General features: G+C 42.2%; 18 protein-coding genes and 1 pseudogene. 4 read left to right on the forward strand and 15 right to left on the reverse strand.

Annotated elements, in window-relative coordinates; all coding sequences use genetic code 11:
• Positions 1–53 precede the first annotated feature (53 nt).
• From C1E58_RS03130 to treR, 15 genes and pseudogenes are all read right to left on the reverse strand, one after another.
• On the reverse strand, positions 54–446 hold the full coding sequence (locus C1E58_RS03130) for a DUF1310 family protein (RefSeq protein ID WP_105209286.1): 393 nt from the start codon (positions 444–446) through the stop codon (positions 54–56).
• A gap of 94 nt (positions 447–540) precedes the next feature.
• Entirely contained in the window at positions 541–840 is a 300-nt protein-coding gene (locus C1E58_RS03135) for a hypothetical protein (RefSeq protein ID WP_238142224.1), read from the reverse strand.
• On the reverse strand, positions 833–1,222 hold the full coding sequence (locus C1E58_RS03140) for a DUF1310 family protein (RefSeq protein ID WP_105209287.1): 390 nt from the start codon (positions 1,220–1,222) through the stop codon (positions 833–835). The genes C1E58_RS03135 and C1E58_RS03140 overlap by 8 nt, the downstream gene beginning before the upstream one ends.
• 102 nt (positions 1,223–1,324) lie before the next feature.
• Positions 1,325–1,615: pseudogene (locus C1E58_RS03145) on the reverse strand (triacylglycerol lipase); the annotation flags it as partial.
• Positions 1,608–1,997: a DUF1310 family protein gene (locus tag C1E58_RS03150; RefSeq protein ID WP_105209289.1), complete on the reverse strand. Its 390-nt coding sequence runs from the start codon at positions 1,995–1,997 to the stop codon at positions 1,608–1,610. The pseudogene C1E58_RS03145 and the gene C1E58_RS03150, both read right to left, overlap by 8 nt.
• A gap of 47 nt (positions 1,998–2,044) precedes the next feature.
• Entirely contained in the window at positions 2,045–2,374 is a 330-nt protein-coding gene (locus C1E58_RS03155) for a hypothetical protein (RefSeq protein ID WP_238142225.1), read from the reverse strand.
• The gene (locus C1E58_RS03160) at positions 2,375–2,758 is read right to left on the reverse strand and encodes a DUF1310 family protein (protein ID WP_105209290.1); all 384 of its coding nucleotides are present in this window, start codon (positions 2,756–2,758) and stop codon (positions 2,375–2,377) included.
• Between the two features lie 47 nt (positions 2,759–2,805).
• Complete coding sequence (locus C1E58_RS03165) at positions 2,806–3,141, reverse strand: hypothetical protein (RefSeq protein ID WP_238142226.1); 336 nt, start codon at positions 3,139–3,141, stop codon at positions 2,806–2,808.
• On the reverse strand, positions 3,134–3,514 hold the full coding sequence (locus tag C1E58_RS03170) for a DUF1310 family protein (protein ID WP_105209291.1): 381 nt from the start codon (positions 3,512–3,514) through the stop codon (positions 3,134–3,136). The genes C1E58_RS03165 and C1E58_RS03170 overlap by 8 nt, the downstream gene beginning before the upstream one ends.
• Positions 3,515–3,561: 47 nt before the next feature.
• Positions 3,562–3,897 carry a hypothetical protein gene (locus tag C1E58_RS03175; protein ID WP_238142227.1) on the reverse strand — a complete coding sequence of 112 codons (336 nt, stop codon included), beginning with the start codon at positions 3,895–3,897 and terminating at the stop codon, positions 3,562–3,564.
• 3 nt (positions 3,898–3,900) lie between these two features.
• Complete coding sequence (locus C1E58_RS03180; protein WP_105209292.1) at positions 3,901–4,278, reverse strand: DUF1310 family protein; 378 nt, start codon at positions 4,276–4,278, stop codon at positions 3,901–3,903.
• 164 nt (positions 4,279–4,442) lie between these two features.
• Positions 4,443–6,776, reverse strand: a complete 2,334-nt coding sequence (locus tag C1E58_RS03185) for an endonuclease MutS2 (RefSeq protein ID WP_105209293.1) — start codon at positions 6,774–6,776, stop codon at positions 4,443–4,445.
• 32 nt (positions 6,777–6,808) lie between these two features.
• Entirely contained in the window at positions 6,809–7,357 is a 549-nt protein-coding gene (locus tag C1E58_RS03190; protein ID WP_105114918.1) for a CvpA family protein, read from the reverse strand.
• On the reverse strand, positions 7,354–7,665 hold the full coding sequence (locus C1E58_RS03195) for a hypothetical protein (RefSeq protein WP_105209294.1): 312 nt from the start codon (positions 7,663–7,665) through the stop codon (positions 7,354–7,356). Before C1E58_RS03195 ends, C1E58_RS03190 begins: the two co-directional genes overlap by 4 nt.
• Positions 7,666–7,720: 55 nt before the next feature.
• The gene (treR, locus tag C1E58_RS03200) at positions 7,721–8,434 is read right to left on the reverse strand and encodes a trehalose operon repressor (RefSeq protein WP_105209306.1); all 714 of its coding nucleotides are present in this window, start codon (positions 8,432–8,434) and stop codon (positions 7,721–7,723) included.
• Between the two features lie 366 nt (positions 8,435–8,800).
• Here treR and treP point away from each other — a divergent pair, with 366 nt between their 5' ends.
• The 4 genes from treP to C1E58_RS03220 all read left to right on the forward strand — a co-directional run.
• On the forward strand, positions 8,801–10,744 hold the full coding sequence (gene treP, locus C1E58_RS03205) for a PTS system trehalose-specific EIIBC component (protein WP_105209295.1): 1,944 nt from the start codon (positions 8,801–8,803) through the stop codon (positions 10,742–10,744).
• A 79-nt stretch (positions 10,745–10,823) separates the two neighbouring features.
• Positions 10,824–12,449 (forward strand): alpha,alpha-phosphotrehalase, encoded by a 1,626-nt coding sequence (treC, locus tag C1E58_RS03210; protein ID WP_105209296.1) that lies wholly within the window; start codon positions 10,824–10,826, stop codon positions 12,447–12,449.
• A 19-nt stretch (positions 12,450–12,468) separates the two neighbouring features.
• Positions 12,469–12,831 carry an iron chaperone gene (locus C1E58_RS03215; protein ID WP_105209297.1) on the forward strand — a complete coding sequence of 121 codons (363 nt, stop codon included), beginning with the start codon at positions 12,469–12,471 and terminating at the stop codon, positions 12,829–12,831.
• Positions 12,832–13,158: 327 nt separating this feature from the next.
• The coding region (locus C1E58_RS03220) for a transposase (protein WP_161951259.1) at positions 13,159–13,766 on the forward strand (608 nt) is incomplete at its 3' end.

The following is a 13,766-nucleotide window of genomic DNA, read 5'->3' on the forward strand; positions in this document are numbered from 1 at the left end:
CATGCTTAAACTCTTTGTTGGCAATTTTCTGTCAATCACGATCAGTATACTTTTCAGTCATTGTTTATTTCTCCAACTAGTTTTTTCACTTCAGAAGAATACCCTCCCCCGGAGTATTCAATTTTTCCTGTATTTGAATCCTTTTCTAATTCGAACACCACTCTTAACTTTCTATCTGAATTCAAGAAAACATTAAAACTTATCCCTCCCATCGGACTATGAATGATAGAAGAACCATCGATTTCATATGTTTTTATCAGCCCTTCCTCTAAAAAGGCTTCATTATCTAGATATTTAAGTTGTTCTTCTACGATCTCCCTCACTTCCTCACTCTTCACAACCTCTACCATCTGATCGTGCTCAATTTTTTGCATCAGCTTAATCCCTCCTATTCCAAGTGCTATAGCAGCAATAACGCCAACTAGTATTTTGACAACTGTTTTCATTTCAGACCTCCTTTATGAAATCCTATCAAGTAAGACGCTTTCTTACCTCATAGTATAGTATAAATGCGATGCTTATATATAAAGACGCGCAAACCTAAAAAAGAGCGCTTTCAAGCCAGTCATTCCACACATCTGCAGGTTTTGACAACACTTCATTTGGTCCAGTTGAGCCTCGAAAGAGAACCGTTACTTCCGTAACTTGGTCTTCGGGCAGGTTTGGATTTTTCACGACAGCATAAACCTGTTCACCATTGCCATTCTCATTGTCGAAGTCGAGGGTGACTGTGCCTATAGATTGACCATTTGGCGTTTTTGCTACCCTTCCCTCTATTAATTTTTTATACTGAGTCATTCCAATTTGAAGTTGGGGATCATTGACAAAATTACTACTCATGTTGTCCCTCCTTAAACAACTCAGATAATTCAGCCGTATAGACATAACCCGTTGACTCTAATTGACCTTTATCGTTCTCTACGATTCCACATTGAAATTCAAGTTCTTTTTCACCATTAATAAATAGAGTTACTTCCATTCCTCCCATGGGATTGTAGTATAGACTGTCTGTATCAATTGTATAAGAAGTAACAATTCCTTTATCAGTAAATGCTTCGGGGTCCTCAAAAAGAATCATTTCTTTGTACACTGCCTTCGCTTCCTCACTAGTAGCAATAGCGACCATCTCCTCATGTTCCTTGTATTGCATATATCCAATTCCTCCTATTCCAAGTGCTATAGCAGCAATAACGCCAACTAGTATTTTGACAACTGTTTTCATTTCAGACCTCCTTTATGAAATCCTATCAAATAAGAGCACCTCTTACCTCATAGTATAGCATAAATGCGATGCTTATATATAAAGACGCGCAAACCTAAAAAAATCGTTTTCAACCCAGTCATTCCACACATCTGCAGGTTTTGACAACACTTCATTTGGTCCAGTCGAGCCTCGAAAGAGAACCGTTACTTCCGTAAGCTGGTCTTCGGGCAGGTTTGGATCCTTCACAACAGCATAAACCTGTTCACCATTGCCATTCTCATTGTCGAAGTCGAGGGTGACATAACCGATACTTCGGTCGTATTGATCTTTCATCTTTCGACCTTTTGAAATATCGTTATACTCGGTCATTGCAATTTGAAGATTAGGCTCATCGAGATATTTACTACTCATCTCCCTCTCCTTTCAATATTTTAGATAATTTCGGTGAAACTGTATATCCATAACTTTCATAACTTCCATCTTCGTTTTTTATTAAACCAAAATGAAAATCCAAATCTGTAGCATTGTTAAAATAAATTCTCACCATAAGACCTCCCATGGGATTATACTCTAGTGTTTCAGTGTCAATTTCATAAGTTTTTATAATTCCATCAGCCGTTAATGCTTTTGGGTCATTCGCTTTCATGTGTTTTTCGTAAACAGCTCTAGCCTCTTCACTAGTAGCAATAGCGACCATTTTCTCATGTTCCTTGTGTTGCATATATCCAATTCCTCCTATTCCAATCCCGATTACTAACAAAATGCCGATAATAATCTTTATTACTTTTTTCATCCTAGACCTCCTTTATGAAATCTTATCAAGTAAGATGCTTTCTTACCTCATAGTATAGCATAAATGTAGCGCTGGTATATCAAGAATCCTAGGCCTCTGAGAATCCAATCATTCCACACATCTGCAGGTTTTGACAACACTTCATTTGGTCCAGTCGGGCCTCGAAAGAGAACCGTAACTTCCAACACTTGGTCTTTGGGCAAATTGGGATCTTTCACAACAGCATAAACCTGTTCACCATTGCCACTCTCGTTGTCAAAGACTTGGGTGATTGTGCCGATTTTGGTTCCATTTGGCGTCCAAGCCAGACGATTTAGTCTCAAATCCTCGTATTCTGCCATAGCCATTTGTAAATTATAATCATTAATGTACTCCACTTAATCTCCTCCTTCTAACAACTCTCCAAACTCTGACGAACTCGTAGCTCCAAAAACCTCCAACTCATTATTTTGTCTTTTTACAATACCAATTTGAACATCCATATTTGTGTCGTCGTTAATATATAGGCGAACCATCATGCCTCCCATCGGATTATATTCTAAATCATTTTCATCAATTTCATACGTCCTAATTTTTCCCTGAGCTGTTAAAGCTTTACTATCTAATTTTTTTAAATACTCCTCATAAACCTTTTTCGCCTCTTCACTAGTAGCAATAGCGACCATTTTCTCATGTTCCTTGTGTTGCATATAAGCAAATCTTCCTATTCCGATACCAATTATTAACAAAATGCCGATAATAATCTTCATTACTTTTTTCATCCTAGACCTCCTTTATGAAATCCTATCAAATAAGAGTATTTCTTACCTCATAGTATAGCATAAATGTAGCGCTGGTATATCAAGAATCCTAGGCCTCTGAGAATCCAGTCATTCCACACATCTGCAGGCTTTGTCAACACTTCATTTGGTCCAGTCGAGCCTCGAAAGAGTACCGTTACTTCCGTAACCTGGTCTTTGGGCAAATTTGGATCTTTCACGACAGCATAAACCTGTTCACCATTGCCATTTTCATTGTCGAAGTCGAGGGTGACTGTGCCGACAAATTGTTTATTTTCAGTATAAACATCGCGACCTTCTATCATATCTTTGTTATATTGAGTCATTCCTACTTGAAGGTGCGGATCATCTACATATCTATTCATCTATTTCCTCCTTTAAGGTTTTTGATAATTTTGGAGAGACAGTATAGAATGTTGAATGATAGGTACCATCCCCATTATCAATTAGATTGTAACTTATATCCATATATTCATCCTCGTTTACTATAACGCTGACATTTAATCCCCCCATCGGGTTGTATTTTAAACTGCTCTCATCCACTTTATACCATTGGATCACTCCATCTTCTGTCAGTGCTTTCTCATCTAAATGATACATCATATCCTCATAAACCTTTTTCGCCTCTTCACTAGTAGCAATAGCGACCATCTTTTCATGTTCCTTGTGTTGCATATATCCAATTCCAATACCGATTACTAACAAAATGCCGATAATAATCTTTATTACTTTTTTCATCCTAGACCTCCTTTATGAAATCCTATCAAGTAAGACGCTTTCTTACCTCATAGTATAGCATAAATGTAGCACTGGTATATCAAGAAGCCTAGGCCTCTGAGAATCCAATCATTCCACACATCTGCAGGTTTTGACAACACTTCATTTGGTCCAGTCGGGCCTCGAAAGAGAACCGTAACTTCCAACACTTGGTCTTTGGGCAAATTGGGATCTTTCACGACAGCATAAACCTGTTCACCATTGCCATTTTCATTGTCGAAGTCGAGGGTGACACGACCTACTACATCATCATATTGTGTAATTACAGCATCTCCCTTACCTAAATTATTGTATTCCGTCATTGCAATCTGAAGATTATCTTCATTAACATATTTTTTTACCATGAACTACTTCCCTAATAAATCTGCCAATTTTGATTTGATAACATAACTTCCAGACTTAAACTTTCCATCTTCATTTTGTAAAAGGTTAAAATGAAAGCCAAAGTCTTCATCTCCATTTACATAAACTCTTACCATCATTCCTCCCATGGGATTATACTCTAGTGTCTCAGTGTCAATTTCATAAGTTTTTATAACTCCATCAGCCGTTAACGCTTTTGGGTCATTCGCTTTCATGTGTTTTTCGTAAACAGCTCTAGCCTCTTCACTAGTAGCAATAGCAACCATCTTCTCATGTTCCTTGTGTTGCATATATCCAATTCCTCCAATTCCAATCCCGATTACTAACAAAATGCCGATAATAATCTTTATTACTTTTTTCATCCTAGACCTCCTTTATGAAATCCTATCAAGCAATAGCATTCCTTACCTCATAGTATACCATAACATAGTAGGTGGTGAAACTGTGTTATGATCCATCCTATTTCTTGTATTACAGAAATACAAAAACAAGAATAGACTCGACTCTATCCTTGTTTGCCAATTCCTTATTTAAACGTCACAATAGTACAGCCTGAGCCACCTGCATTTTGTGGGGCGTAGCCGAATTCCTTGACCTGCTTGTTGCGACGAAGGTACTTGGTCACCCCTTCTCGGATAACCCCTGTACCAATACCGTGGACAATATCGACTTGGGCTAGGTTATTGAGCAGGGCTTGGTCGATAAATTCATCCAGCTCCATCATAGCCTCTTCGTAGCGTTTGCCACGTAGATCTAAGCGGGCTTTTGGTCCTCGTACATTGGCACGTTTGACTGTGTGAACCTGGCGTTTCTTAGGCTGCTCTGCCTTTTCCGCCTTGACTAACTCAAACTCATCTTTGGCCAAGGTCATCTTAATCAAACCAACCTGAGCCTCCCAACGCCCGTCCTTGAGCTGATTGGTCAAGGTGCCGCGTTGTCCATAAGCTGTAACGATAATATCATCGCCCACCTTGGCTTCCCTCTGAATTTTGGCTTTTTTCAAGACCTTGTTCTTAGACAAATCTACCACTTCAGGTGCCAACTTTTTCAGCTCTGCCTTGACTTCAATAATCTGGTGGGGCTTAAGACTGGCTGCAGCATGGAGATTTTTGAGAATATCCTCGCTTTCTGCCAACGCCAAATCGACAATTTCCTTGGCTTCCAAGCGTGCCTTGTTGAGCTCATTTTCCCGCTCACGATTGAGTTCATCATAGAGTTTGCGGAGGGCTCGATTCATCTTGTAATTTTCTTGCTCCACTTCATGGATACTATCCAGGCGACGGCGACTTTCAACCGTCTGACTTTCCAATTTCTCGATAATGCGGTTTACATCGCTATCTGTATCAGTCCAAGACTGTGCTGACTGGATAATAATATCAGAGAGACCAAGACGGCGGGCAATTTCGAAGGCATTGGAGCGACCAGGTACCCCCTGCATAAACTTATAGGTCGGACGCAGGCTATTGGTATCAAATTCCATGCTGGCATTTTCAATACCAGAGGTTTCGATCCCATAGGCCTTGAGCTCAGGATAGTGGGTGGTTGCCATAGTCTTGATCCCCCGTAGACGAAGGTCATCTAAGATGGCCATTGCCAAAGACGCACCCTCCTGCGGATCTGTCCCCGCTCCCAACTCGTCAAAGAGAATGAGGGAATCTTGATCCGCCTCCGCTAAAATCTGCACCGTGTGGGTCATGTGACTGGAGAAGGTCGACAAACTCTGCTCGATGGACTGTTCGTCACCAATATCTGCAAAGATTTCCTTGAAAATGGCCACCCGACTGCCCTTGTCTGCCAAGATAGGCAAACCAGACTGAGCCATCAGATGGGTCAATCCCAAGGTCTTGAGCATAATGGTCTTACCACCCGTATTGGGACCTGTAATCACGATGGCTGTCAACTGACTACCGAAATAAAGATCATTGGGTACTGGCTCAGCAATCAAGGGATGGCGAACATTGAGCAGGGCAATATCCTGCTTATCCGATAGCTTAGGAACCACAGCCTTGTACTCACGCGCAAAAAGGTGCTTGGCACGGACAAAATCCAAATGCCCAATGACCCAAGCGTTATTGCGAATAACATTGCTATGTGGACGCAGCATATCCGACAATTCCTGCAAAATTCGATTGAGCTCATGGCGTTCTTCTGCACGCAAATGACTAATATCCTCATTCAAGGTCACTACCGCCCGTGGTTCAATATAAACGGTCGAGCCAGAGGCAGAAATGTCATGGACAACCCCTGCAATCTTATTGCGATAGGTATTTTTGACAGGAAGGACATTGCGTCCATTACGGCTTGCCAAGATGCTGTCGGATAACATATCCCCCTTATTCTTCAAAATATCCTGCATGACCTGACGAACCTGGTCTTCAGCCTCTCGGATCTTTCTTCGAACGCGGGCTAGTTTTTCAGAGGCAAAATCCTCTACAAAACCAGCATCATTGATGGACTGGAGGGAGCCTTGTAAATGCGGAAAAAGCTCAATCTTCTCAAAGAGTTTATCCAGCTGGCTCAGGCTGACATTTTCCAGATTGCCATAAAAATCCAAGAGGGACTTAGATACTTCCAGAACCTTTTTAACTGCTAGCAGTTCCGAGATATTTAGGTCTGTATCCAATTCCAAACGGCGCATGGCTGGATTGATATCACTGGTGGCTGCTAGACTAAAATAAGGGTTCTCTACAAAGATTTGTCCCATATCTGTCAATTCATCAAAGGCCTGCTGGATACGATGGGCTTCCACCATGGGTTCCAACTGCCTTAATTCATCCAAACCCTGTTCCGTCAAGAGATAGGGCTCAATTTTTCCTATAACCTTGTGAAATTCAAGGCTTTCAATAATTTTACTATTCATATATTCCTACTCAAAAAAGGATAAGGTCTCCCTTACCCTGCAATATTACTCAACCAGAGAGATTTTAAAAAACTACTCGTGAACGGTGTGTACTGAATCATAAGATTAGCCAGGAAACTACCATGAAGTTTGTCCTGAATGACCGCCAATGGTATGGTTGACAACAAGACCAAGACAAGCTGCAAGGACAGGAAGGTCACCAAAACAGAAATGGCACCACTAATCAGGTTGCTCGTTCTTGTATCTGGGTTAAAGCCCTCTAGTAGATGGACAAAAATCCCTACAAAACGTGCCAAGGCATAGACCAGGATATAGACCAAAAGGAAAGCTAGACCTGCATAAAATACCTTGTCCAAATCAAATAGATATTTCTCATCGAAATAATAGGTCGAACTGCCCTGGGTGGCATTCGCAAAAGGCACCCAAAGGTAGAGAAAGCCAGTCCATTTCTTATAGGTCGCTGTTGCAATAACCAAGGCCAAAATACTAGATAGGCCATAAAAAGCCTGCAAGACCAAGCCACGACTATAGCCGATATAGAAACTCCAGACCAATATCAGCAGAATGACGAACGAAATCATACCTTCTCCTCAAGTTCATCCAAATCAACCAAAGTGACATTTTTCTTGAGCACTTTTTCTTTCACACTAGCCAATTCTGCCTCCGTCTGCTCAAAAGCGATTTCACGCGTTAATTGGACAGAAAGGGCGTTAATTGCCAACAAGAGAGCCAAGGTTTCAGGGTCAGCCGTCGGCATCTTATCTTTCAGGGCTTGGTATTTTTCCTGCGCAACACGCTCAATCTCTTCCATGAAAAGATTATCATGCTCTGTCGTTACTGTTAATTGTTTCTCACCAAATGTAAATTTATATCGATTTAAGTTTGCCATAAAACACCTCGTTTACCATTATACAATAAAATAGATGATTTTGCTAATCCATACCCTACAAAGAATGCTTTCTACGCGCAAAATCTACAAAACGGAATTTATCGATTTTATGCTTGCTTTCTGTGTATTGGAATTGTCTTGTATCTCCCAGATAGACCCGGGATTTGATAAGAACTAGATAATCGTCCTGACTCTGCATCAAATCACGTTCCTCCCGGCTGGTTGGCTCTACTGTGATTTCCTTTTGCGCATAAGCAATATCCAAGCCCAACTGACCTTCTAGGTATTCGTAGATGGACTTCTCCGCAATCTCAATAGTTAAATCAGGGACCAACTCCACTGCCAGATAGTCTGTGTCCACGACAGAAATCTTCCCATCAATAGAACGTGTACGGACAACCTTCCAAACCTTGCTAAAGGGTTCAAAGCCTGTCAAACTAGCCAGACTACTATTGACCGTCAGCATATCCAGACTGATTACCTCTGTCTGACTAGATAATTGCAGGGAAGCAGTCAATTCCTGATAAGAGGTCAAGCCAGAAACAGGAAAATTCAAGATTTCTTGTTTCAAGACCAGGGAACCACGCCCCTGAACCTTCTGGATGAGACCACCCTCTGTCAGCATAGCTAAAGATTTGCGAACAGTATCCCGACTAACTCCATACATTTCCTGTAGCTGTTGCTCTGTAGGCAAAGACCTTTCTGCCGGATACATATTTGTACGGATTTTCTCTTTCAAATCATTATAGATTTCTTGGTATTTTTTCATCATAAAACCTCATATATTGACTGCTTTCTATCATACAACATCACTATTATAACAAAATTTTAAAAAAATTAAGTAAAAGGGCTTGCATTATTTTTTGAAATCGGATACAATGATAACACAAAAGAAATTTGTCCGTACAAATTTCTTATATCCAATTTGTTGTGTCCCCCTAAAACATAATAAATCGGAAAACAAAGTCTCTTAGTTTCCTTTTAGTACTAGCTTCAACAGTCACTATTCTGACTCTTGAAGATTGGAAAGGACACAAATAAGGTGTCCACATACATCCAAGATACTAAAGAGAAACGAATAGACAAAAAAATATAGGAATGGCACTCACCCAATCGTGCCTAGAAGGAAAAATATATGGGAAAATTTGAAAAAGAAGCCAAACAGCTCTTAGATGCTATTGGTGGAAAAGGCAATGTCACAGCAGTTTCTCACTGTGCGACACGGATGCGTTTTGTGCTTGCGGATGACAAAAAAGCAAATATCAAAGTCATCGAAGACCTTCCAACTGTAAAAGGAACCTTTACCAACGCTGGTCAGTTCCAAGTTATCATCGGTAACGATGTACCAATCTTCTACAATGACTTTACTGCGGTATCTGGTATTGAAGGCGTATCAAAAGAAGCTGCTAAGTCAGCCGCTAAAAGTAACCAAAATGCCATCCAGCGTGTCATGACTATGTTGGCAGAAATCTTCACACCAATCATTCCAGCCCTTATCGTCGGCGGTTTGATTCTTGGTTTCCGAAACGTATTGGAAGGTGTCAAATGGGATGCCTTGAACGGTCAAACAATTGTAGATGTTTCACCATTCTGGAACGGTGTCAACCACTTCCTCTGGTTGCCAGGTGAAGCCATCTTCCACTTCTTGCCAGTAGGTATCACTTGGTCTGTATCTCGTAAAATGGGAACATCTCAAATCCTTGGTATCGTTCTCGGTATCTGTTTGGTGTCTCCACAGTTGCTTAACGCATATGCTGTGCCAAGTACAGACGCAGCGACCATCGCTAGCGAATGGTCTTGGAACTTCGGCGCATTTAGCATTGCCCGTATCGGTTACCAAGCACAAGTTATCCCTGCCCTCCTTGCAGGTTTGGCACTTTCTTATCTAGAAATCTTCTGGCGTAAAGTGATTCCTGAAGTGGTATCTATGATTTTCGTACCATTCCTATCACTTCTACCAGCTCTTATCTTGGCGCACACTGTCCTTGGTCCAATCGGTTGGACAATCGGTCAATGGTTGTCAACTATCGTATTGGCTGGTTTGACTGGCCCATTAAAATGGCTCTTCGGTGCTGTATTTGGTGCTCTCTATGCACCGTTCGTTATCACTGGTCTCCACCACATGACAAACGCCATCGATACACAATTGATTGCGGATGCTGGTGGAACTGGTCTCTGGCCAATGATTGCTCTTTCTAACATCGCTCAAGGTTCTGCAGTATTTGCCTACTTCCTCATGAACCGTCACAATGAAAAAGAAGCTCAAGTTTCGCTTCCTGCAACGATTTCTGCTTATCTTGGTGTTACTGAACCAGCCCTCTTTGGTGTCAACGTGAAATACGTTTACCCATTTGTAGCTGCAATGATTGGTTCAAGTATTGCAGGTCTCTTGTCTGTAACCTTTAACATCCAAGCTGCATCTATCGGTATCGGTGGTCTTCCAGGTATCTTGTCTATCAAGGCTGAATACTGGGGGGCATTCTTTATGACAATGATTGTTGCGATTGTTGTCCCAATGATTTTGACAGCTGTTTTCAAACGTACAGGTGCATTTTCAAAAAAAGAAGAAACTATTGAAGAAGTTGTAGCTCCAGCTGAAACTATCGTTGAAACTGGTTCTGCTATCGAATTGATTAGCCCACTTACTGGTCAAGCCAAAGAATTGTCACAAGCTACTGACCCTGTCTTTGCTTCAGGTGTCATGGGACAGGGTGTCCTTATTGATCCAAGCGAAGGTATCTTGGTTGCTCCAGTTGACGGCGAGGTGTCCGTCCTCTTCCCAACTGGCCATGCTGTTGGTATTACTGCTGCGAACGGAGTTGAGCTCCTTATGCACATCGGTATGGATACTGTTGGATTGGAAGGCAAAGGCTTCACAGCTCACGTCAAACAAGGTGACAAGGTAAAAGCTGGTGATAAATTGATTAGCTTTGACATTGATGTCATTAAGGCTGCTGGTCTTATTGCGGAAACACCAGTCATCGTGACCAACCAAACTGATTTCAACACAGAGGTTCTTGGAGAGCTTCCTCGTTCAGTAGAACGTGGCCAAGCTGTCTTGAAAGCAACAAAAGCATAAAATAAGTGTAGAGAGTTGGTGACCCCAACTCTTTGCCGTTGATACAATCATTCTCGAGAAAGGAATTGGTAAACACACCATGACCATTGACAAACGAAAAGTTGTCTATCAAATCTACCCCAAATCTTACAAGGACACGACCGGCAATGGTGTCGGCGACCTGCGTGGGATTATTGAAAAACTCCCTTATCTAAAAGAATTAGGCATTGACATGATCTGGCTCAATCCTTTCTACCCAAGTCCTCAGCGAGACAACGGCTATGACATTTCAGACTATACAGCCGTCAATCCTGATTTTGGCACCTTGGCTGACTTTGAAGAAATGGTGGCTGTCGGAAAAGAATTGGGTATCGAATTCATGCTGGACATGGTCCTCAACCACTGCTCGACAGACCACGAGTGGTTCCAAAAGGCCCTAGCTGGCGACAAATACTACCAGGATTTCTTTATTCTGCGTGACCAGCCAACTGACTGGGTTTCCAAGTTCGGCGGCAATGCCTGGGCACCCTTTGGCAACACCGGGAAATATTATCTTCATCTCTTTGATGTGACCCAAGCCGACCTCAACTGGCGAAATCCACATGTTCGCGACGAACTCTTCAAAGTGGTCAACTTCTGGAAAGACAAGGGTGTCAAGGGCTTCCGCTTCGACGTTATCAACTTAATTGGTAAGGATGAAGTCCTAGAAGATTGCCCAATCAACGATGGGAAGCCAGCCTACACCGACCGTCCAATCACCCACGACTACCTCAAGATGATGAACAATGCTACTTTTGGAGCAGAAAAAGGCTTCATGACCGTTGGGGAAATGTCTGCTACTACCATTGAAAACTGCATTCTCTACACTGCTCCTGAACGGGAAGAATTGTCTATGGCCTTCAACTTCCACCACTTGAAAGTGGACTACAAGGACGGTCAAAAATGGACTATCATGGACTTTGACTTTGAGGAACTCAAACGCCTCTTCCACACTTGGGGTGAGGAGATGTCAGTCGGAAATGGCTGGAATGCCTTGTTCTACAACAACCACGACCAACCTCGTGCCCTCAACCGCTTTGTTGATGTGGAGAATTTCCGTAATGAAGGAGCAACCATGCTGGCTGCTTCTATCCACCTATCACGCGGCACGCCTTACATTTACATGGGCGAGGAAATCGGCATGATTGACCCCGACTACGACAGCATGGACGACTATGTCGATGTGGAGTCTATCAATGCCTACCAGATGCTCTTGGACCAGGGGCACACACCTGAGCAGGCCTTCAAGATTATCCAGACCAAGTCCCGTGACAATTCCCGCACCCCGATGCAATGGGACGCTTCTGACAATGCAGGCTTCTCAACAGGTACCCCTTGGCTGAAAGCTGGCAAATCCTACCAAACGATTAACGTTGAGCAGGAAAAAACAGGCCCAATCTTTACCTTCTACCAAGAACTCATTCGCCTGCGGAAAGAGCTTCCTCTCATTTCAGAAGGGGACTACAAGGCTGCCTACAAGGACAGCCAGAAAGTTTACGCCTTTGAACGCTTACTAAATGGCGAGAAACTACTGGTCCTCAACAATTTCTTCGCAGAAGAAGTTGAACTAGACCTGGCAGACGACTACGCCCAGGGCCAAGTCCTCATCAGCAACTACCCTGACAACAAGTTAGGTAAGAAGATTGCCCTCAAGCCTTATCAGGCACTGGCGATTTTGGTGAAATAATGAATGAAAGAAGACACCCATGCTCCAAGAATTTTTGAACAAGGTTAAAAATCCTGTCTTGAAGGACAAGCTGGAAAGAATTTTCACCCAAATCCAGCAGGAATTTCCAAGTCTGACAACAGAAATCAAGTGGAACCAGCCCATGTTTATCATGGACGGAACTTTTATTATCGGCTTCTCTGCCGCCAAAGCTCATATTTCCATTGCACCCGAAACGGTTACTATGGAGACGTTTGCCAAGGACATCCAGGAAGCCGGCTACGACGCTACTTCCAACCTCTTCAAAATCAAAGAAGACCAAGAGGTCAACTGGGACCTGCTCCGCAACATCATTGCCTTTAACATGGAAGACAAGAAGGGCTATGACAAGTTTTGGAGGTAGGTTGTTAATATTAGATAGTCATTTGAATTAGCTTTGATACATCATCACTTACGGCTTGCCGTGCTTTACAAAAGCGTCTTACGTCGCATGTTTGTTCCAACCTAAACTATCCTAGCAACTTTCAGATCGGTTACTTACCAAAAAGCTCTTCATTCGACTATGGCAACCATTCTACTTATTTTGAATTCATATTTACTAAAAAAAGAGGCTGGGCAAAAACTAGCTTCTCGCATATAAAAAAACGAGCAATTCCAATTAGGAGTTGCTCGTTTTCCATTTCATGCTTTATAATTATAATAACCACAAAACAACTAGAAAGGCATGAAAATGTATAAACAGTATAACACAAATCAGTTAAGTTTGGAATTAAATCTTGCTTGGGATTTACCTGCTACTCACGAGGCTCGTCTGATTAGTCAGTTTGTGGATACTATTCCTTTATCCATTCTATTGGAAGAAACTTCCCACACAGGTCGTCCTGCCTTTCATCCAGCCATGTTGCTCAAAATGACCCTGTTCGCCTATGCTCGTCAGGTATTCTCTGGTCGGAAAATCGTTCAAATGAATGAAGAAGTCATTCCTATGAAATGGCTGAGTCAGGATACCTATGTCTGTTATCGGACCATAAACAGTTTTCGGGCTAGCACACATGCCAATCAGCTCATCAAAACTGCCTTCATCTACTTCACCCTCCTTCTCAGAGAGAATGGATTGATTGAAGATGAGGCTCTCTTCATTGACGGGACCAAGGTAGAAGCTGATGCCAACAAGTATTCTTTCACGTGGAAAAAGGCCGTTGAACGCTATGAAGATGCCTTGAATGGAAACATTTCTGCCCTTTATGACAAGCTAGTTCAAGAAGGGGTGAATACTGCCTTGTCCAAGGAAGAATGCCTCACTAGCGAGGGACTCAAACAACTCCTACATGAGACAGA

Origin of the sequence: Streptococcus suis, assembly GCF_002964575.1 — a bacterium.
GTDB lineage: Bacteria > Bacillota > Bacilli > Lactobacillales > Streptococcaceae > Streptococcus > Streptococcus suis_R.